Source organism: Allobosea sp. R86505, assembly GCF_042466375.1.
GTDB lineage: Bacteria > Pseudomonadota > Alphaproteobacteria > Rhizobiales > Beijerinckiaceae > Allobosea.
In genome coordinates, this window is the sequence record NZ_JAXHPY010000001.1 from 4,532,123 (window position 1) to 4,552,516 (window position 20,394).

Here is a 20,394-nt window from a genome sequence, read left to right on the forward strand (position 1 = left end):
GGCATGGCCACCCTCCCCGCTCTTCCGCCCGCTTTCACGGACTGGTTCGCCAGCCGCGGCTGGAGCGCGCGACCACACCAGCTCGCTTTGCTGGAGGAAGCCCGGGCCGGCCGCTCGACGCTGCTGGTGGCGCCGACCGGGGCCGGCAAGACGCTCGCCGGCTTCCTGCCCTCGCTGGTCGAGCTGTCGCAGCGCCAGGCCGTGCCCAAAGCGAAACGCGAGGGGCTGCACACGCTCTACATCTCGCCGCTGAAGGCGCTCGCCGTCGACATCGCGCGCAATCTCGAGGCGCCGATCCGCGAGATGGGATTGCCCATCACGGTCGAGACCCGCACCGGCGACACCTCGGCCGCCAAGCGCACGCGCCAGCTCCGCACGCCCCCCGACATCCTGCTGACGACGCCCGAGCAGCTCGCGCTGCTGGTCTCGCATCGCGACGCCGCCCCCTTCTTCGCCAGCCTGCGCCGGATCGTGCTGGACGAGCTGCATGCGCTGGTCACCTCCAAGCGCGGCGACCTGCTGTCGCTCGATCTGGCGCGGCTGCGCAGCCTCGCCCCGCAGGTCAGCGCAGTCGGGCTCTCGGCGACGGTGCGCGAGCCGGCCGATCTGCAGCGCTTCCTCGGCGGCAGCGAGACGCCGGCCGGCCTCGTCACCGTGAAGGGCGGGGCGGCGGCGCGCATCGGCATCCTGCAGACGCCGACCCGCCTGCCGCTGGCCGGCCACACCACCGGCCATGCGATGGGGGCGATCTACGCGGCCATCAAGGCGCACAAGCTGACGCTGGTCTTCGTCAACACCCGGATGCAGGCCGAATTCGCCTTCCAGGCGCTGTGGACCATCAATGACGACAACCTGCCGATCGCGCTGCATCACGGCTCGCTCGACGCCACGCAGCGCCGCAAGGTCGAGGCAGCGATGGCCGAGGGCCGGCTGAAGGCGGTGGTCTGCACCGCGACGCTCGATCTCGGCATCGACTGGGGCGATGTCGACCTCGTCGTCAATATCGGCGCGCCGAAGGGCGCAAGCCGGCTGATGCAGCGCATCGGCCGCTCCAACCACCGCATGGACGAGCCGTCGCAGGCGCTGCTCGTTCCCTCCAACCGGTTCGAGCTGCTGGAGTGCCGGGCCGCGCTCGACGCCGTGGCCGAGGCCGCGCAGGACACGGCGGATGCCCGCATCGGGGCGCTCGACGTGCTGGCCCAGCATGTGCTCGGCGTCGCCTGCTCGGACGGCTTCGAGGCTGACGCGCTTTACCAGGAGGTCTGCACCGCCTCGCCCTATGGCGGGCTGGAGCGAGCGGACTTCGACGCCGTCGTCCATTTCGTCGCGACCGGCGGCTACGCTCTGAAGAGCTATGAGCGTTTCGCCAAGCTGCGCCAGGACAAGGCCGGGCATTGGCGCGCCACCAACGCCAAGATCATCCAGCAATACCGCATGAATGTCGGCACCATCGTCGAATCGACGATGCTCAAGGTCCGGCTCGGACGCGGGCGCGCGGGCAAGCCGGGCGAGCCTTCGCGGGTGACCCGCGGCGGCCGGATTCTCGGCGAGGTTGAGGAGTATTTCGCCGAGACGATGACGCCGGGCGACACCTTCATCTTCGCTGGCGAGGTGCTGCGCTTCGAGGGCATCACCGGCAATGAGGCGGTCTGCTCGCGCGCGGCGCCCGGCACCGACCCGAAGATCCCCTCCTACAATGGCGGCAAGTTCCCGCTCTCGACCTTTCTCGCCGCGCGCGTGCGGGCGATGCTCGCCAACCCGAAGGAGTGGGACAGCCTGCCCGAGGAGGTGTCCTCCTGGCTGCATGCGCAGCGGCTGAAATCGCGCCTGCCCCAGCCCGGCGAGCTCCTGGTCGAGACCTTCCCGCGCGGCGGGCGGTTCTACCTGGTGGCCTATCCCTTCGAGGGGCGGCTGGCGCACCAGACGCTCGGCATGCTGCTGACGCGGCGGCTGGAACGCGCGCGGATGCGGCCGCTCGGCTTCGTCTGCAACGACTACGGCATGGCCTGCTGGGGGCTCGGCGACATGTCCGCCGCGATCGCGCGCGGAGCCTTGAGCCTCGACGAGCTGTTCTCGCAGGACATGCTGGGCGACGATCTCGAGGAGTGGCTGGCGGAATCGGCGCTGATGAAGCGCACCTTCCGGCAATGCGCCGTGATCGCCGGCCTGATCGAGCGGCGTTTTCCCGGCCAGGAGAAGAACGGCCGGCAGGTCACCATGTCGACCGACCTGGTCTACGACGTGCTGCGCCGGCACGAGCCCGAGCATGTGCTGCTCAAGGCCGCACGCGCGGATGCCGCGACGGGCTTGCTCGACATCAAGCGGCTGGGCCAGATGCTGACACGGATCAGCGGGCGAATCGTGCATCAGCCACTGGATCATGTGTCGCCGCTGGGCGTCTCCGTCATGCTCGAGATCGGCCGCGAGGCGGTCTATGGCGAGGCGGCCGACGAGATTCTGGCGGAGGCCGAGGCGATGCTGACCGAAGAGGCGATGGCGTGAACGCAGTGGCGGCGAGCGACCGGGCACCTGCCGAGGCAGTCTTCCTGCTCGGCCGGCTCGTGGTCGTGCCCGATCATTCGGGCGCGCTCTGGCTGCCCGACGAGCGCACGCTCGTCGTGGCCGACCTGCATCTCGAAAAAGGCTCCTCCTACGCAAGGCGCGGCGTCTTCCTGCCGCCCTATGATTCGGCGGCGACGCTGGCCGCGCTGTCGGCCGCGATCGCGCGCCATGCACCGCGCCGCGTCATCGCGCTCGGCGACAGCTTCCATGACCGGGACGCGGAAATCCGCCTCGACGAAAACAACCGCGCGACGCTGCAGCGGCTGCAGGCGGGCCGCGACTGGCTCTGGGTGACCGGCAACCACGACCCGCAGATCAGCTCGGCGATGGGGGGCGACAGCGCCGCGACGGTCGATCTTTGCGGCGTCACCCTGCGCCATGAGCCCGATGCGCAGGAGACGGGCTTCGAGATCGCCGGCCATCTTCATCCGGCCGCCAAGATCAGGATGCGCGGGCGGGCGCTGCGGCGGCGCTGCTTCGCGCTCTCGATGCAGCGCTGCGTCATGCCGGCGATGGGCGCCTATGCCGGCGGGCTGAACCTGCGCGACGAAGCCTTTCGCCCGCTGCTCGGCGCCGGCTTCAGCGCCCATCTCCTCGGTGACGCCCGGCTCTTCCGCATCGATCCGCGGCTGCTGCTGCCGGATTGAACACAGGCGGGCCGGCGTCGCGCCGACGGCCGAGCGCAGGGCCGGAGCCATCTCGGCCGCGCCGCGACGATGTGGGTTGCGTCCACCCGGCGCTTGTGGCATCAGGACGCCGCTTCGGAACGACGCCCGCCCTGCCCCTCGCCCCGGCGACCGCAGGACACCCTGGCCGACGATCCTGCTGCGGTAGCTCAGTGGTAGAGCACACCATTGGTAATGGTGAGGTCGAGAGTTCAATCCTCTCTCGCAGCACCAGCCCATCTCCTTGATGCGGCTGAGAAATTTGACGGAGACGAGCCGTCGCCTCTTCTGACGTTACAAGTCGCGCCGCAACAGACAGCCGCCGAGTCGCCTCCGGGGGCGGCGCCCCTTTTAGCGGCCGCCTTGCCGCCATCCTCACCGTCGCGACCGCGTTTCAGGTTTCGAGGATGATCTTGGCGGCGCCGACGCGGCCGGCGTCGATGTCGGCGAAGGCCCCGGCGCCCTCACGGAGCGGGCGGTGCTCCGTCCAGCCGAGGGCGCCGAGGCGGCCCTGTGCCAGGGCCTCGACGGTCTGACCGAAATCGGCGGGGGTGTAGCAGTAGACGCCGGCCAGCGTGATCTCCTGGAGGGTGATCTTGCGGATGTCGAGGCCGCCCTGCCCGGGCAGCAGGCCGACATGGACAATGACGCCACCGGGGCGCGCCATGCGGCAGGCGGCCGCCCGGGTCGCATCGGCGCCGACCGCGTCGATGACGAGATCGGCGCTGTTGTCGTCCGGCTCGTCCTCGCCGGGCCGATAGACCGCGATGCCTTCCGCCTCCACCGTCGCGCGGCGCTGCGGGTTGGTTTCGCCGATGACGAGGTCGCGGGCGCCGAACAGCCGCGCGACCAGGGCGGCGGCGAGCCCGATCGCGCCGCCGCCGAGCACCACGACCCGGCAGGCCGCGAGCGGCTGGTGAAGCCGCTGCATTCCGGTCCGCACCGCATGCCAGGAGACCGCGACGGGCTCGGCCAGCGCCGCATGGGCGATCGGCATGGCGTCGGGTATTGGCGTCAGGTTGCGCTCGGGAATGCGCACCAGCTCGGCGAAGGCGCCGGGCCTCGGTTGCATCGAGATGATCTGCCGCGTCGGCGAGAGATGCCAGCGCCCCTCGATCGCATAGGGGCAGGCCGGGTCGACCACGAGCGGATTGATGGTGACGCGCTCGCCGGCACGCGGGCCCGTCGCGATGCGCCCCGCCGCCTCGTGGCCCAGGATCAGCGGCGGCGGGCGGCGCGCATCGAAGCCGTGATAGGCATGCATGTCCGAGCCGCAGATGCCGACCGCCTCGACGCGGACCAGCACCTCGTCGGCCAGCGGGACCGGGTCCGGCTCATCGCGGAAAACAAGGCCGTTGGGGCCGGTATAGACCAGCGCCTTCATGCGGCGACCCTCCTCATTTGGCGGTGAAACCGCCATCGACGGCCAGCGTCTGGCCGGTGACATAGGCCGAGGCCGGCGAAGCCAGGAAGACCGTGGCGCCGGCGAGATCGTCGAGCTCGCCATTGCGGCCGATGGCGGTCTGCGCCGCGTTTTTGGCGGCGCGGGCCGGGTCGGCGAAGACGGGGGCGGTCAGCGGCGTCGGGAAAAAACCCGGCGCGATCGCGTTGCAGGTGACGCCATGGCGCGACCATTCCTCGGCGATGGCCCGCGTCAGCTGCACGACGCCGCCCTTCGCCGCGCCATAGGGCGCACAGTCAGGGAAAGCCCGGTAGCTCTGCAGCGAGGCGATGTTGACGATGCGGCCATAGCCGCGCTGCGCCATCCCGGGCGCAAAGGCCTGAGTCAGCAGGAAGGGCGCGCGCAGATGCACGGCCATGTGCAGGTCGAAGCCCTCGGCCGAAACCTGCATGAAGCGCTGGCGCAGATTGAGCCCGGCGACATTGACGAGGATGTCGATGGTCCGCCCCAGCCGCTCGCAGGCCGCCGCCAGGGTGGCGCCCGCCTCCGGCGAGGCGAGGTCAGCGGCGACGAAGTCGGCCTCGATGCCTTCCGCCTTCAGCCCCTCGGCCGCCTCGCGCAGCGCGTCTTCCCGCCTTGCGACGATGACGAGATGCGCGCCCGCCAGCCCCAGCGCGCGGGCCATGGCGAGCCCGATGCCGCTGTTGCCGCCGGTAACCAGCGCCGTCTTGCCGGTCAGGTCGAAGAGAGAGGTCAGCCTGAACATCGCTCAGACCTCGACGGCTGAGCCGAGATCGACATTCGAGCCCGGCGCATATTTGACCATGCGCGCATCGCTGGTGCGGGCATGCGCCTCCATGCCCTCCAGCCGTGAGATCCGGGCCGAGACGGGGGCGATGCGCTGGCAGGCGGCGCGGTCCATGCGCTGCCATGTCAGGGGCTTCAGGAATTTATGGACTGACAGACCCGCCGAGTAGCGAGCCGCGAATTTGGTCGGGAGGATGTGGTTGGGGCCCGAGACCTTGTCGCCGAAGGCGACATTGGTTTCCTCGCCCAGGAACAGCGAGCCGTAATTGCTGAGGTTGGCATGCCACCAGTCGAGCTCGCTGCAATGCACCTCGAGATGCTCGCAGGCGTAGGCGTCCGACACCGTAACCATCTCCTCGCGCGTGTCGCAGACGACGATCTCGCCATAGTCGCGCCAGGCGGCGCCTGCGGCATCGCGCGCCGTGGGCGGCAGGGTCGCGATCAGCTCCGGCATCAGCCTGGCGACCTCGTCGGCAATGCGCCGCGAGGAGGTGATCAGCCAGGCCGGGCTCTCATGGCCATGCTCGGCCTGGCCGACGAGATCGGTCGCGACGATCAGCGGATCGGCGCTGTCATCGGCGATCACGGCGACCTCGGAGGGCCCGGCGAACACGTCGATCCCGACCTTGCCGAACAGCATGCGCTTGGCCTCGGCGACGAATTTGTTGCCGGGGCCGACGATGATGTCGGCCGGCTTGCCGGTGAACAGGCCGAAGGTCATGGCCGCGACCGCCTGGACACCGCCCAGGCACATGATGATATCGGCGCCCGCCACCGTCAGCGCATAGAGCACATGGGGGTGGATGCCCTGCCCACGGAACGGGGCGGAGCAGGCGACGACGGTCTTGACGCCGGCGGCCTTGGCGGTGGCGACGGACATGTAGGCCGAGGCGATATGGGCATAGCGGCCGGTCGGCACATAGCAGCCGGCCGTGTTCACCGGCACGAGCTTCTGCCCGAGATGCAGGCCGGGCGAAATCTCCAGCGAAAAATCCTGGCAGGAGGCGCGCTGCGCCTCGGCGAAGCGGCGCACCTGGCCGGCGGCGAAGCTGATGTCATCCTTGACGCTTTGCGGCACGTCGCGGATGCGCTCGGCGATGGCGGCCTGGTCGAGGACGATCGGCCCGTCCCATTTGTCGAGCTTGAGGGCATAGTCCTTCACCGCCTGCTCGCCCCCGGCCTCGATCGCGGCGAGCATCTCGGTCACAACCGCGCGTGCGGTGTCGGTTTCCGTTTCCGGCGTCTTGGTCGCGGTCTTGAGATGGGTGATGGCCATGGCTTTAGGTCCGCTTCGGAGCGCAGGGGGTGGTGGCGGTGACGCCGGGAGGCGTCACCGCAGCGGTCGGTGATGAGCTGGCTTACTTCTTGTCGAACTCGGTCGCGAAGGCCTTGAGCTTGGGGTCGGCCGCGACGCGCTTCAGGAAGTCGTCGGTGACGTAGCTCTTGGCGTCCGGGTTGGAGGGAATGGTGCCGACCTCGGTGATGAACTTCCCGATCTCGGAGAACCAGCCATCCACCGTCGAGGCGCCGGAGGCCCGCGCCATCAGCTTGAGCTGCTCGTCGAGGCCGAAGGTCGGCCGCAGCGCGAACTCCTGGTCCATCGCCTTGGGCGTCACTTCGAGGCCGCCCTGCTTGTAGAAGTCGAGCGCCAGCGTGCGCGCCTCGGCCGGGTTGGCCTTGGCCCAGGACCAGCCGCGCAGGAAGACGGCGAGGAATTTCGCCACGTCGTCCGGACGCTCCTTGGCAAAGTCGCCGCGCACGATCAGCGCGCCGGGCACGATCGCGTTCGCATCGGCGCCCGAGCAGAGATATTTGGCGTTGGCGCGCTCCTCGAGCGTGTAGGTGTTGGGCGCCCAGACGCCCGCGACATCGCCATTGTTGGAGGTGATCGCGGTGATGATCTGGGCCTGGCCGAGATTGACGAACTGCATGTCGCTCTGCTGCAGGCCGAACTTGGTCAGGCATTTGCGGGCCGCGTAATCCACCGTGGAATTGGTGGTGAGCAGCAGCTTCTGGCCCTTCAGCAGCTTCGGATCGGCCTTGATCGCGTCGAACTTGTCGCCGCGGACCATCATCGCATTGGTCTTCGACTCATCGTTGGTGATGCCGATGGTCAGGATGTTGAAGCGCACCGCGCCGAGCACGGCGGGAACCGAACCGGTGCCGCCGACATCCCAGGACTTGGCGGCCGACGCCGCGATCTGCGGCGCGCCGGCCGGGAATGTCGAGAAGTTCGGGGTCAGGCCGACATCCTTCCACCAGCCCTTCACATTGGCGTAGTGGAACGGCAGGGCCCAGTAGAGCGAGGGCTGGTAGCTGACGCCGATGGCGGTCTGCGCCTGGCTCGGCGAAGGCGCGGCAAAGGCCAGTGCGGCGGCGATACCCAGTCCGGCAACGATGCGTTTCATCTTCGTTTTCTCCCTGTTGTGGTTAGCCCGGTCTCAGCCTGTTGCGGCTCGCCCGGTTTTCCCTGTCTCCGCGCGTGCGGAGACGACGGTCTCGATAGCCTCGCGCAGGATCTCGGCAGCGAGGTCGCAATCTTCATCGCTGAGCGACAGCGGCGTGCGGATGTCGCAGAGCCCGGCGAGGATGGCGTGGGTCTGCGCCATCGGCCCCTGCTCGCCGGCATAGCGCCAATGGCGCGGCGCGCTGGTGAAGCCGCGCTGCCGGCCGGCGCCGAACCATTTGATCGGCAGGCCGCGGGCGGCGCAGCGATCGAGCACCGCGGCGATCTCATCGTCGCCAAAGCCGAGCAGCGAGAACTGGACGGAGGTCGCGCCATAGCGCTCCTTGGGCGAGCGCGGCGGCAGCCGGACATGCTGCGAGCGCGCAATGGCCGCCCCTAGGCGGTCATGGATGGCGTTCCAGCGCGCGGCGCGGCGCGGCAGATCGTGCAGTTGCGGCCGCAGCAGCGCGGCGGCGAGCGCCGTCATCCGCATGCTGAAATTGGGGGTCCGTTCCTCCCAGGCGGCGATCACCTCGGCCGGTGGCGCGCTGCGATGCTGGGCGTGCAGCATGTAGCTGCCCGAATGCAGGATGGCCCGGGCGATGCGGTCGTCATCGTCCAGCACGAGGAAACCGCCCTCGCCGGCATTGAGATGCTTGTAGGTCTGGGCGCTGAAGGCGGCAGCCGCCCCGAAGGTACCGATGGCGCGGCCGTCCCAGGCGGCGCAGAGCGCATGGGCGCAATCCTCGACCAGCAGCAGGCCGAGTTCGTCGCAGGCGGCCATCACCGCATCCATGTCGGCGATGTGCCCGCGCATATGCGACAGCAGCAGGATGCGGGCACCCGAGGCGCGGGCCTTGGCGCGCAGATTCGCGCAATCGATGACGTAGTCCGGGCCGACCTCGACCAGCACCGGCCGGCCACCGGCATGCAGGATCGCGCCCGGCACCGGCGCCAGCGTGAAGCCGTTGACCAGCACCGGCTCGCCCGGCTGCAGATCCAGCACCTTCAGCGCCAGGCACAGGGCCGCACCGCCGGAGTTGACCGCGACGCAGTAACGCCGGCCGACGAAGGCGGCGAATTCCTGCTCCAGCAGGGCAACGTCGTTCTGGTCGGCGCCCATCTCGCCATAGCGGAACAGCCGGCCCGAGCGCATCAGTTCGCAGGCGCGCGCGATGCCCGCCTCAGGAATCGGCTCCGGCTCGGTCAGGTCGCGCGCGAGGCGCGGCAGCGTGGCGAGGTCAGACCCCATGGGCGCCCTTCTCCTCGCGCAGCGACTTCCAGATCTGGGTGCGCAGATGGACGAAGGATTCGAGATCCATCACATCCTCGATGCGCTCGTGGCGGTCCCAGTTCTCGGCCTCTCGCACCGAGCGGATGTCGAGCACCTCCTTGATGCGACCCGGGCGGCGGGTCATGATCGCCACCCGGTCGGCGAGGTAGACCGCCTCTTCCACCGCATGGGTGATGAACAGCACGGTGCGGGGATTGACCCGCGCCAGCCGCACCAGTTCCTCCTGCATGACGACGCGCGTCTGCGCGTCGAGCGCGCCGAAGGGCTCGTCCATCAGCAGCACTTCGGGGTCGAGGACATAGGCCCGCGCGATCGCGACGCGCTGCTGCATGCCGCCCGAGAGCTGATGCGGGAAGGCGTCGGCGTGGCTCTCGAGGTTCATGAGCTTGAGCGCGCCGGCGACGAGCCCGTCGCGCTCGCCCTTCGGCAGGTTCTTGTTGCGCAGGCCGAGTTCGATGTTCTCGCGCACCGTCTTCCACGGAAACAATGCGAATTGCTGGAAGACCACGGCGCGATCGGGGCCCGGCTCCGTCACAGTCTTGCCGTTGACGCTGACGATGCCGGCGCTGGGCGGCTCGAAGCCGGCGACCATGCGCAGACAGGTCGTCTTGCCGCAGCCGGAGGGGCCGACGATCGCGACGAACTCCTTGTCGGCAATCTCCAGATTGATGTCGTCGAGCGCCTTCACGCCGCCCGAGACCGGACCAAAGACCTTGTCGACCTTGTCGAAACGGATCGAACCCATCGCCTTCGTTCCCTTACGCCTGGAGGCCGCGGCGGCGGCGAAGCCAGGCTTCGCCCTGCCGCAGCATCACGTCGATCGCCATGCCGACGAGGCCGATCGCGACCATGCCGGCCATCACGGTCGGCGTCGCGACATTGGCCTGGGCCTGCACCATCATGAATCCGACCCCGGCCGCCGCGACGATCAGTTCCGCCCCGACCAGCGATTGCCAGCCCAGCCCCGCCGAGACGCGCAGGCCCGAGACGATCGAGGGCGTCGCCGCCGGCAGCAGGATTTCCAAGATCATCCGCAGATGCCCGGTGCCGAGCATGCGCGCCGCCTCGATGAGGCGGGGCTCGACGAAGCGGGCGCCGCGATAGGCATTGATCAGGCAGGGCGGGAAGGCGCCCGCGAAGATGATCAGAATCGGTCCGCCGATGCCGACGCCGAACCACAAAGCGGCGAAGGGCACCCAGGCGATCGGCGCTATGAAGCGCAAGCCGTCGAAGAGCGGGGTGACGACGTCGTCGAGCCAGCGGAACCAGCCCATCAGCAGGCCGAGCGGCACGCCGATGAAGGCCGCCAGCAGCACGCCATAGGCATAGCGCTGGAAGCTCGAGGCAAGATGCTGCGGCAGCGTCGCCCCGGCGAAGGGGTTGGTCAGCAGATGGACGAAGCGGGTGAGGACATCGAGCGGCGACGGCAGGAACTGGCGTGGCACGATGCCGAAGGCCGACAGCGCCGCCCAGAGCCCGATGAAGCCGACGAGACCCAGCGCGCCCCAGGCGCATTTCTCGCTCAGGCGAAGCGGGATCGTCTGCATCAATCCCTCCCCGCCACATTCCAGGCGAGCGCGCGCCGCTCTACCCGGCCGAGCGCATAGGTCGTCGCCCAGCCGAGCACGCCGACTGTCACCATCCCCACCAGGATCATGCCCGGGTAGATGTCCTGCTGGGCCATGTTGAGCACGAAGCCGATGCCGGCGAGGGCGCCGACGAGTTCGGCTGCGACCAGCGTCGTCCAGGAGGCCTGGAGCGAGAGGCGCAGGCCGGTGAAGATCATCGGTGCGGCGGCCGGCGCGATCACCTCAGTGACCATCCGCCAGCGCGGCGTGCCCAGCATCTGCGCGGCCTCGATGATCGGGCGATCGATGTTGCGCACGCCGGCGAAGGAATTGATCACCGAAGGCACGAAGGCGGCAAACCAGATCACCATGATCTTGGCGCCGTCGCCGAGGCCGAGCCAGAGGATCGCGAGCGGGATCCAGGCCAAGGGCGGGATCGGCCGAATGATCAGGAAGATCGGGTTGATCGCGGCCTCGGCGCGCCGGTCCCAGCCCATCCAGAGGCCGAGCGGCACACCCGTCGCGATCGCCACAACGAAGCCCATCACGACCAGCTTGACGCTCTGCAGCGCATGAGCCGCCAGCCCGCCGCCGGCATAGCCGCGCGTGCTGATCTGGTTCAGCGACAGCCAGAAGTCGGCAGGGGACGGGAAACGGCCGGGCGAGACGAAGCCCGTCGCCGTGGTCAGGCCGAACCACAGCAGCAGCACAGCCGCCACCGAGCCCAAGCCGACCCATCCCCGTCTTCCGATCATGGCGTTCCCCGATGCGCTCTTCTGATGAAAGCGCTTTCAGCAAAGGTTCCAGATCATCGACGGTGTGTCAACCTCTGTTGAATTTTGCTGTCGGCTGAGGGTTCCGCTTGCTGTCGAGAGCGAGATGAGCCTAGATCGAATGAAAGAACTTTCATAAACACGGTGGTGAGCGCAGTGCGCGTCAAGCTCAGCGATGTGGCCCGGGATGCGGGCGTATCCGCCGCGACCGTGTCGCGTGCCATCGCCCAACCCGAGCTTCTCTCGCCGGAGACGCTGGCTCGTGTCAGGGCCAGTGCCCAGCGCCTCGGCTATCTGCCCGACGGGGCCGCACGCGCGCTCGCTTCCGGCCGGTCGATGACGATCGGCGCGATCGTGCCCACGCTCGACAGCGCCATCTTCGCGCGCGCGCTGCAAGCCATGCAGGCGACCCTGGCACAATCGGGCTATCTGCTGCTGGTCGCCTCTCACGAGGCCAGCCCCGCCGCCGAGACGCAGGCCGTGCGAGCGCTTTTGGGGCGCGGCGTCGACGGGCTGATGCTGGTCGGCGCCGAACGGGCTCCGGAGACGACGGCCCTGCTGCGCAGTTCGGGCCTGCCGGTGGTGCTGACCTGGTGCGGGGATGGGCATTTCACCGCCGTGACCATCGACAACGCCATGGCCGGCCGACTGGCCGCGCAGCACCTGATCGGCCTCGGTCACAGCCGGATCGGCATGATCGTCGGCCATCTGCAATTCAATGATCGCCAGAGGGCGCGGCTCGCCGGCGCCAGGACCGCTTTGGCGGAAGCGGGCCTGTCCCTGCCCGACACCCTCGTCATCGAGCAGGCGCTGACCCTGGCCGGCGGGCGCGCCGGATGCGCGATGCTGCTGGACCGTGACGACCGGCCGACCGCGCTGATCGGCGGCATCGACGTTTTCGCCATCGGCTGCCTGGAAGAGGCGCATGCGCGCGGCATGACGGTGCCCGATGACCTCAGCGTGGTCGGGATCGACAATCTGGACATGTCGGCTCATGTCTCGCCGGGCCTGACGACCGTCCACGTCCCCACGGGCCGGATCGGCAATCTCGCCGCCCAGACCCTGATCGAATTGGTGGCGCGTCGCCCCGTGGAGCGGGAGATGCGCCTGCCCGTCGAATTGGTGGTGCGCCGCTCATCGCAGGCGCACATCGCCCCCTAGCGACAAAGCCGGGCGGCTCGGGGCCCGCTCAGGCCAGCATGCGCGTGTCGCCGCAGACCGAGATCTCCTGTCCCGAGATCGTCCTGGCGAAGGGCGAGGCCAGGAAGACGATCTGTTTGGCGATATCGGCGGGATCGACGAACTGCTTGATCGAGACGCCGGCGAAGAGGCGCTGCGTCATCTCGTCATGCGAGACGTTGAAGCTGCGCGCCTTGTTGGCGATGACGCTCTGGATGCGCGGTCCCTCGACGAGACCGGGGCAGATCGCATTGGCGCGGATGCCGAATTCGCCGAGTTCGGCGGAGAGCGCCTTGGTGAAGCCGATGACGCCCCATTTCGCCGCGGCATAGGGCGAGCGCAGCGGAAAGCCGTGCTTGCCGGCCTGGCTGGAGAGATTGACGATCGAGGCGTTCTTCGACTGCTTGAGATGCGGGACGGCAAGCCGCGTGCAGTTGAACTGACCGGTGAGGTCGATGGCGACGCAGGAATCCCAGTCCTCTGGCGCGATCTCGTCGACGCGTCCCGTCGGCCCCGCGATACCGGCGTTGTTGACCAGGCAGTCGAGCCCGCCCAGCGCCGCCAGTGCCTCCTCCATCAGTTGCGCGACGGCGGCCCGGTCCGAGACGTCGCAGACCGACTGCGTCATCGCCGGGTCGCTCCTGGCCATATCGGCGAGCGCGGCGCGATCCACGTCGCAGATATGGACCTTGGCGCCCTCGGCCGCGAAGGCGCGCGCCGTGGCGCGGCCGATGCCGTTGGCGCCGGCCGTCACCAGCACGCGCAGCCCCTCGATCTGCAGATCCATCAGAACTCTCCCCGTCAGGCCCTAAGTTGGCCCGTTTCCGCGATATGGGCGGCGGCGGCCGCGATGTCGTCTTCCAGCGCCGCGCGGGCGGCCAGCGCATCCCGGCGGCGCACGGCTTCCAGCAGGCGGGCATGGGCCTGCATGGCGCTGCCGCCCTCGAGACGACGCGGCTCGTGGCGCATGTCGAGATTGAGGATCGGCCCGGCCTTGAGCCAGAGCCGCTCGATCATCTCGATCAGGCTCGGCATGGCGGCCGCCTCGTAGAGCGCGAAATGCAGGTCACGATTGGCCGCGACGGCGGCCGCGCTGTCCGGGGGATCTGCGCTCGCCGCCTGGCGGAAGGCTGCATCGAAGGCCTCGATCCGGTCGATATCGGCGGGCGTCGCCTGGCGTGCCGCCTCCTCCGCCGCGAAGCCCTCGACGACGAGGCGCAGCCGCGTCAGTTCGCGGAATTGCGCCAGCGAGAGCACGGGCACGCGCACCGCCCGCCCCGGCAGCACCTCCAGCGCGCCGTCGGCCGCGAGCCGGCTGACCGCCTCGCGCACCGGCATCATAGAGACGCCGAGCGCCTCGGCGACGCGCCGCAGCGACAGCTTCTCGCCCGGCGCAAGGCGGCCCGCGACGAGGAGGGCGCGCAGCTCGCCCGTCACGCGCTCGCCCAGCGTCTCGCGCGCCAAGGAGCCGATTGCGTCGAGCGCAGAGGTGTCTGCGTCACCCGTTGAATCCGGGCGCTCGGCGGCGGCTCGCAAGGGCTGGACAGCGGCGGTCATGTCTGCCAACCTAACTGTGATCACAGATCACGACAAGCGGCGTCAGACCGCTGATCAACATCCGCCGACGCCGCAAGGGCGCGGCGCTCGTTCTGGGAGGAACGCTCATGTCAGACCTGTTGAAGACGACCCGACTCTCGCGCCGGCAGGCGCTGGCGGGTCTCGGCGCCGGCACTGCCGCCGGCCTGATCGCCAGCCCCTCGATCATCCTGGCGCAGACGCCCGACGCGATCCGCTTCGGCCATCTGACGCCGCGCACGGGCTTCCTCGGCCCGCTCGGCGAATATGGTGTGATGGCGGTCGATCTCGCGGTCGAGGAGATCAACGCGGCAGGTGGCGTCAACGGCCGCAAGCTCGAGGCGCTGAAGGAGGATTCGGTCAACCCGCAGACGGCCTCGACCAAGGCCGAGCGCATGATCGAGCGCGACAAGGTCACCTGCATCCTCGGCGAAATCTCCTCGGCCTCCTGCCTGACCATCTCGCAGGTCGCGGCGCGCAACAAGACGCTCTTCGTCAACACCGGCGGCAATTCGGACGCGCTGCGCGGCGAAAGCTGCAACCGCTACATGTTCCATGTCGAGCACCAGAACTCGATGTATGTGAAGAGCTGCGGCCGCTCGCTGATGGCGCAGGGGCTGGTGAAGGGCAAGAAGTGGTTCTCGCTCACCGCCGACTACGCCTTCGGCCATGACCTGCTCAAGGTCGCCAAGCGCTTCATGCAGGCCAATGGCGGCCAGTTCGCCGCCGACAAGCTGGTGCCGACCGACGCGACCGACTTCTCGGCGCTGCTGCTCGAAATCCGCGCCGCCAAGCCCGACCTCGTGATCTCGAACCTCGCGGGCAACCAGATCACCAACTTCCTGAAGCAGTATTCGGAGTTCGGCCTGACCTTCCCGGTCGCCGGCTTCGGCTTCGACACGGCGCTGGCCTGGGCTGCGGGCAAGGACAATTTCGCCGGCATCTGGCCCTGCGTCTGGCACCATCTGATCGACACCCCCGGCACCAAGGCCTTTGTCGCCGCCTTCACCAAGAAATACGGCAAGCCGCCGGAGAACCAGGCCTGGGGCGACTACATGGCCGTCAAGATCATGGCGCAGTCGATGAGCGAGCTGAAATCGACCGAGACCGCCAAGATCCTCGAATACTGGGAAAAGGGCGCCAAGTTCGATGTGCTCAAGGGTCGGCCGGGCTATTTCCGCGCCTCCGACCACCAGCTCATCAGCGAGATGTACACGATCACGGCGCTGCCGGCCGCACAGGTCAAGAACCCGTGGGATCTCTTCACCTCCTCGGCCGCCGTGCCCGGTCCGAACGAGGACATGGAGGTCATCGCCACCAGCGGCGACGAGGCCGTCTGCAAGATGAGCTGAGGGCCCATCCGTCATTCTCGGGCGGCGCGCAGCGCCGACCCGGGAATCGCATGACGGGAGACCTCTGGTTTCCGAGATGGTCGGGTCAAGCCCGACCATGACGCGCCACGCTGAAGGCCTCTTCCTGCAGCGCGCATTCCGATAAAGGCCAATCCTTGCTCACCCTCTTCATCCAGCAGGTGCTGAACGGGCTGCTCGACGGGGTCTATTACCTCCTGATCGCGCTCGGCCTGTCGCTGATCTTCTCGCTGGGCGGCATCGTCAACCTGGCGCATGGCGCCTTCTATGCGATCGGCGCCTATCTCACGATCGTGCTCGCCCCGCATATCGGATTCGGCGGCGCCATGGTGGCCTCGCCCGTGCTGGTGGCGCTGATCGGCATCGTCGTCGAGCGCGGGCTGTTCCAGCGCTTCTACCGCTCGGACCCGATCCTCTCGCTGCTTTTGACCTTCGGGCTCGCCATGGTCGCCGAGCAGTCGCTGCGCATGATCTTCGGGGCGCCGCCGCTCTCCTTCTCGATCCCGCCCGCGCTGCGCGGCCAGATCTTCATCGGCGACTTCATCTATTCGCGCTACCGGGCGATGCTGCTGCTGATCGCGGCGGGCTGCGTGCTGGGCCTGTGGTTCCTGCTGCAGCGCACCGCCTTCGGCCGCGTCGTGCGCGCCGGCGTTCAGAATCCCGACATGGTCGGCGCGCTCGGCATTTCGCTGCAACCCTACATGGTCGCGGTCGCCGGCATCGGCATCGGGCTGGCGGGGCTGGCCGGCGTTCTGCTGGCGCCGATCTATTCGATCCATCCCGCCATGGGGCAGGAGATCATCACCCCCGCCTTCGTCGTCGTCGTCATCGGAGGCCTGGGCTCGTTCTGGGGCGTGGTGGTGGCCGCGCTGATGGTCGGGCTGGTGAAGGGCATCACGATCGGGCTTGGCTACACGCAATGGTCCACCGCCGTGATCTACCTGATGATGCTGCTCGTCCTGCTGTTCCGGCCCCGCGGCCTGTTCGGCGAACGCATCCAGCGTTTCGAGTGAGGCCGCGATGACACCCGCACAGCGCGACCACGCGCCGCTCTTCATCGCCGCCGCCGGCCTGCTCGCTTTGCCCTTCCTGATGGATGTCATCGGGCTCGGCACGACCTCGGCGACCGAGATCGTCGTCTTCGCCATCGCCTGCATGGCGCTGAACATCCTCGTCGGCACCACGGGGCTCGTCTCCTTCGGCCATGGCGCCTGGTTCGGGCTCGCGGCCTATGCCGCCGGGCTGATCCAGCGCAACTGGCTGCCGGGCCAGTTCGCCCTGCCGATCCTCCTGGCTGTGCTGTTCGTCGGCCTGATCGCGTTTGCGTTCGGGGCGCTGATCCTGCGCCGCAAGGGGGTCTATTTCTCGCTGCTGACGCTGGCGCTGGCCGCCATGACCTATTCGGTCGCCTTCCGCTGGACGGCGGTCACCGGCGGTGAGGACGGGCTCGGCGGCATCAAGCGGCCGCTCTTCCTCGGCATCGATTTCGAGCAGGCCTCGCGCTTCTATGTCCTCGTGGCGCTGATCGGCATGGCGGTGGTCTACGGGCTCTGGCGCTTCCATCGCTCGCCCGTCGGCACCGTTCTGGTGGCGATCCGGGAGAACGAACAGCGCGCGCGTTTCCTCGGCTATGCCACCGACCGCTACAAGCTGATCGCCTTCACGCTCTCGGCCGCGCTGACGGGGCTCGCCGGCTCGCTGCTGCTGTTCAACAACCGGATGACCTCGGCGGAGCCGATCTCGGTCGCCTTCTCCGGCGAATTGCTGGCGATGGTCGTCATCGGCGGCATGCGCTCCTTCCTGGGGCCGGCGCTCGGCGCGCTGTTCTTCGTGATCTTCCGAGACTACCTCTCCAGCATCACGCCGAACTGGCTGTTCTGGTTCGGGCTGCTGTTCGTCGGCTTCATCGTGTTCTCGCCGACCGGCATCGTCGGCTTCGGCGAGCGCCTCCTGCGGCCCTTCCGCAAGTCGGTCGTGGGCGATGCGGCGATGTCGGAGCGCAAGGCCGGCACCGTGACGCTGCCCGCCTTCATGAAGCCGAGCGACCCGACCGACGGACCGATCCTGACCGCGCGGGGGCTGGCCAAGAGCTTCGGCGGCATCAAGGCGGTCGAGGGCGTCGACATCACCATGGCCGACCGGCGGCTGCATGCGCTGATCGGCCCCAATGGCGCCGGCAAGACCACGGCCTTCAACCTGATTTCCGGCCTGTTTCCGCCTGATCGCGGTGAGGTGCGGCTGCGCGAGCGCGCGATCGGCGGGATGTCGCCTGAGGCGATCACGCAGGCCGGCATCGGGCGCGCCTTCCAGATCACCAACCTGTTCCCGACGCTGTCGGTCGAGGAGAATGTGCGGCTCGCCGTCCAGGCCCGCGCCGAGGCGCGCTTCGGGTTCTGGCGGCCGGCCGGGGCGCTCGAAGAGGTCAACGCCCAGACGACCACCGTGATCGACACGATGGGCCTGCGCGGCATCGAGACGGCGGAGGCGGGATCGCTCAGCTACGGCGGCCAGCGCCTGCTCGACATGAGTCTGGCGCTCGCCACGAAGCCGCGCGTGCTGCTGCTCGACGAGCCGCTGGCAGGCCTGGCGGCGGCCGAGCGCGAGCGCGTCGGCAATCTGATCAAGTCGATCTCGACCGACCTGCCGGTGCTGCTGGTCGAGCATGACATCGACCGCGTCTTCGCCATCGCCGACCATGTCACGGTGATGAACGAGGGCTCGGTGCTGGTCGACGGCACGGTCGAGGATGCGCGCTCGTCGCCGCGTGTGCAGGAGATCTATATCGGCTCGGGCGCCCATGCGCTGGCCGAGAAACCGCGCCAGAGCGCCGCGCGCAGCCCCGTGCTGCTCTGCCTCGACAAGGTCGACACCTTCTACGGCAAGAGCCACATCCTCAGGCAGGTCACGCTCGACGTGCATGAGAACGAGATCGTCGCGCTGCTCGGCCGCAACGGCGCCGGCAAGTCGACCCTGCTCAAGACCATCACCGGCATCGCCCCGCCGGCGAGCGGCACGATCACGCTCGCGGGCCAGGAGATCGCCGGGCAGCCGCCCGCCGCGATCGCGCGCGCCGGCATCGCCTATGTGCCGCAGGGCCGCGGGCTGTTCGCGGGCATGAGCGTCAAGGACAATATGGAGCTCGGCCGGCTCAAGCGCGTCACCGGCAACGGCACGCATTGGGACGACGACAAGATCTTCGCCTTCTTCCCGCGCATCAAGCAGCGCTGGCATTCGCCGGCCGACTATCTGTCGGGTGGCGAGCAGCAGATGGTGGCGGTGGCGCGCGCGCTCTCGGGCGACACCCGCGTGCTCCTGCTCGACGAGCCCTTCGAGGGACTGGCGCCGGCCGTCGTCGAGGAGCTGTTCGAGGCCTTCGACAAACTCCGCCAGGAGATCGGCATCGTCATCGTCGACCACCACCTCGACCTGGCACTTGCCCTGTCGGACCGCACCGTCGTGCTCGAGCGCGGCAGCGTGGTCCATACCGGCCCGTCGCGCGCGCTGAGCCAAGATCTCGCGCTGCGCCGGCAGGTGTTGTGGCTGTGAGCCAGGCCGTTCTCTTCCTCAGCCCTCATCCTGAGGAGCCGCGCAGCGGCGTTTCGAAGGATGGTCCAGAAGGATCCGGAAGCATCTGGAGCATCCTTCGAGACGCGATCCTGCGGATCGCTCCTCAGGATGAGGCCGAAACATGATTTGCCCCAAGGACTGTCTCCCATGACCCACATCGCCATCGTCGGTTCGGGCCTGATCGGCCGCGCCTGGGCCACCGTCTTCGCCAGCCATGGCTGTTCCGTCGCGCTGCATGACGTTGCGCCCGGCGCGGCGGAGGCGGCGCGCACCCATATCGGCACCAATCTCGAGGAACTCGCGGGCCATGGGCTGGTCGAGGATCCGAAGGGATCGCTGTCGCGCATCCGCGTCGCCCGCGACCTCGCCGACGTTCTGACCGGCGCCGATCTCGTTCAGGAGAACGGGCCTGAAACCGTCGCGGCCAAGCAGCAGCTCTTCGCCGAGATGGATGCGCTCTGTCCGCCCTCCACCATCCTGGCGTCCTCGACCTCCTTCATCATGGCCTCGGTGTTCAGCGAAACCCTGGCGGGCCGGGCGCGCTGCCTCGTCGCGCATCCGGTCAACCCGCCCCATCTCGTGCCGATCGTCGAGCTGGCGCCGGCACCCTGGACCGACCCGGATGTGGTCGAGCGGGCGCGGGCGATCTACGAGCAGGCCGGCCAGGTGCCGATCGTGCTGCGCAAGGAAAAGCCCGGCTTCGTGCTGAACCGGCTGCAGGCCGTTCTGCTGGCGGAGGCCTTCCGCATCGTCGGCGAGGGCGTCGCCAGCGCCGAGGATGTCGACAAGACGATCCGCGATGGCCTGGGCCTGCGCTGGTCCTTCATGGGGCCGTTCGAGACGATCGAGCTCAACGCGCCCGGCGGCATCCCCGATTACTGCGCGCGCTATTCCGCCTCGCTCGACCGCATGGTGAAGTCGTCCGAGGGGCTCGGCAATCCGTTCGAGGCCGCGACGGTCGAGACCGTGATGAGCGAATGGCGCGGCGCGCAGTCGCCCGAGCGGGTGAAGCGCCTGAGCGACTGGCGCGACACGCGGCTGGCGGCGCTGCAGGCGCACAAGCGCGCCTCGAAAAGCAAGCCGGAATGACACGTCATTGCGAGCGCAGCGAAGCAATCCGGGGGCGGCCGCGCTCGATGTCCTCCAGGATTGCTTCGCTCCGCTCGCAATGACGATGAGCCGACAG

The 20,394-nt window shown here is 68.7% G+C and carries 17 protein-coding genes and 1 tRNA gene; 8 read left to right on the forward strand and 10 right to left on the reverse strand.

What is annotated here, in order from left to right; translation table 11 throughout:
* The first annotated feature begins 3 nt into the window (after window positions 1–3).
* From SJY11_RS21870 to SJY11_RS21880, 3 genes are all read left to right on the forward strand, one after another.
* The gene (locus tag SJY11_RS21870) at window positions 4–2,502 is read left to right on the forward strand and encodes a ligase-associated DNA damage response DEXH box helicase (RefSeq protein WP_376988839.1); all 2,499 of its coding nucleotides are present in this window, start codon (window positions 4–6) and stop codon (window positions 2,500–2,502) included.
* Window positions 2,499–3,209, forward strand: a complete 711-nt coding sequence (gene pdeM, locus SJY11_RS21875; RefSeq protein WP_376988840.1) for a ligase-associated DNA damage response endonuclease PdeM — start codon at window positions 2,499–2,501, stop codon at window positions 3,207–3,209. The genes SJY11_RS21870 and pdeM overlap by 4 nt, the downstream gene beginning before the upstream one ends.
* A gap of 177 nt (window positions 3,210–3,386) precedes the next feature.
* A tRNA-Thr gene (locus tag SJY11_RS21880) sits at window positions 3,387–3,461 on the forward strand.
* A 160-nt stretch (window positions 3,462–3,621) separates the two neighbouring features.
* Here the strand turns inward: SJY11_RS21880 and SJY11_RS21885 are convergent.
* The 8 genes from SJY11_RS21885 to SJY11_RS21920 form a co-directional block, all read right to left on the reverse strand.
* Window positions 3,622–4,611, reverse strand: a complete 990-nt coding sequence (locus tag SJY11_RS21885; protein ID WP_376988841.1) for a zinc-dependent alcohol dehydrogenase — start codon at window positions 4,609–4,611, stop codon at window positions 3,622–3,624.
* A 13-nt stretch (window positions 4,612–4,624) separates the two neighbouring features.
* Window positions 4,625–5,395 (reverse strand): SDR family NAD(P)-dependent oxidoreductase, encoded by a 771-nt coding sequence (locus SJY11_RS21890; protein ID WP_376988842.1) that lies wholly within the window; start codon window positions 5,393–5,395, stop codon window positions 4,625–4,627.
* Between the two features lie 3 nt (window positions 5,396–5,398).
* Window positions 5,399–6,712, reverse strand: a complete 1,314-nt coding sequence (gene hpsN / locus SJY11_RS21895) for a sulfopropanediol 3-dehydrogenase (protein WP_376988843.1) — start codon at window positions 6,710–6,712, stop codon at window positions 5,399–5,401.
* A gap of 82 nt (window positions 6,713–6,794) precedes the next feature.
* Window positions 6,795–7,844 (reverse strand): ABC transporter substrate-binding protein, encoded by a 1,050-nt coding sequence (locus SJY11_RS21900; protein WP_376988844.1) that lies wholly within the window; start codon window positions 7,842–7,844, stop codon window positions 6,795–6,797.
* 33 nt (window positions 7,845–7,877) lie between these two features.
* Window positions 7,878–9,134: a DegT/DnrJ/EryC1/StrS family aminotransferase gene (locus SJY11_RS21905; RefSeq protein ID WP_376988845.1), complete on the reverse strand. Its 1,257-nt coding sequence runs from the start codon at window positions 9,132–9,134 to the stop codon at window positions 7,878–7,880.
* Window positions 9,124–9,921 (reverse strand): ABC transporter ATP-binding protein, encoded by a 798-nt coding sequence (locus SJY11_RS21910; RefSeq protein WP_376988846.1) that lies wholly within the window; start codon window positions 9,919–9,921, stop codon window positions 9,124–9,126. Before SJY11_RS21910 ends, SJY11_RS21905 begins: the two co-directional genes overlap by 11 nt.
* A 13-nt stretch (window positions 9,922–9,934) precedes the next feature.
* Window positions 9,935–10,723, reverse strand: a complete 789-nt coding sequence (locus SJY11_RS21915; protein WP_291824904.1) for an ABC transporter permease — start codon at window positions 10,721–10,723, stop codon at window positions 9,935–9,937.
* A complete protein-coding gene (locus SJY11_RS21920) occupies window positions 10,723–11,499 on the reverse strand; it encodes an ABC transporter permease (RefSeq protein WP_376988847.1) in 777 nt (258 codons plus the stop codon). Before SJY11_RS21920 ends, SJY11_RS21915 begins: the two co-directional genes overlap by 1 nt.
* Before the next feature lie 84 nt (window positions 11,500–11,583).
* Between SJY11_RS21920 and SJY11_RS21925 the strand changes: the two genes are divergently transcribed.
* Entirely contained in the window at window positions 11,584–12,678 is a 1,095-nt protein-coding gene (locus SJY11_RS21925; protein ID WP_376988848.1) for a LacI family DNA-binding transcriptional regulator, read from the forward strand.
* Between the two features lie 28 nt (window positions 12,679–12,706).
* On the opposite strand, the gene SJY11_RS21930 is transcribed toward SJY11_RS21925, so the two are convergent.
* Window positions 12,707–13,483: an SDR family oxidoreductase gene (locus SJY11_RS21930; RefSeq protein WP_376988849.1), complete on the reverse strand. Its 777-nt coding sequence runs from the start codon at window positions 13,481–13,483 to the stop codon at window positions 12,707–12,709.
* A 14-nt stretch (window positions 13,484–13,497) separates the two neighbouring features.
* A complete protein-coding gene (locus SJY11_RS21935; protein ID WP_376988850.1) occupies window positions 13,498–14,253 on the reverse strand; it encodes a GntR family transcriptional regulator in 756 nt (251 codons plus the stop codon).
* Window positions 14,254–14,360: 107 nt separating this feature from the next.
* Here SJY11_RS21935 and SJY11_RS21940 point away from each other — a divergent pair, with 107 nt between their 5' ends.
* The 4 genes from SJY11_RS21940 to SJY11_RS21955 all read left to right on the forward strand — a co-directional run bounded on the left by SJY11_RS21940 (window position 14,361) and on the right by SJY11_RS21955 (window position 20,297).
* Window positions 14,361–15,623: an ABC transporter substrate-binding protein gene (locus SJY11_RS21940; RefSeq protein WP_376988851.1), complete on the forward strand. Its 1,263-nt coding sequence runs from the start codon at window positions 14,361–14,363 to the stop codon at window positions 15,621–15,623.
* A gap of 155 nt (window positions 15,624–15,778) precedes the next feature.
* Window positions 15,779–16,654, forward strand: a complete 876-nt coding sequence (locus SJY11_RS21945; protein WP_192641722.1) for a branched-chain amino acid ABC transporter permease — start codon at window positions 15,779–15,781, stop codon at window positions 16,652–16,654.
* Between the two features lie 7 nt (window positions 16,655–16,661).
* Window positions 16,662–19,187 carry a branched-chain amino acid ABC transporter ATP-binding protein/permease gene (locus SJY11_RS21950; RefSeq protein WP_376988852.1) on the forward strand — a complete coding sequence of 842 codons (2,526 nt, stop codon included), beginning with the start codon at window positions 16,662–16,664 and terminating at the stop codon, window positions 19,185–19,187.
* Between the two features lie 168 nt (window positions 19,188–19,355).
* Window positions 19,356–20,297, forward strand: a complete 942-nt coding sequence (locus SJY11_RS21955) for a 3-hydroxyacyl-CoA dehydrogenase (protein ID WP_376988853.1) — start codon at window positions 19,356–19,358, stop codon at window positions 20,295–20,297.
* Window positions 20,298–20,394: the final 97 nt, after the last annotated feature.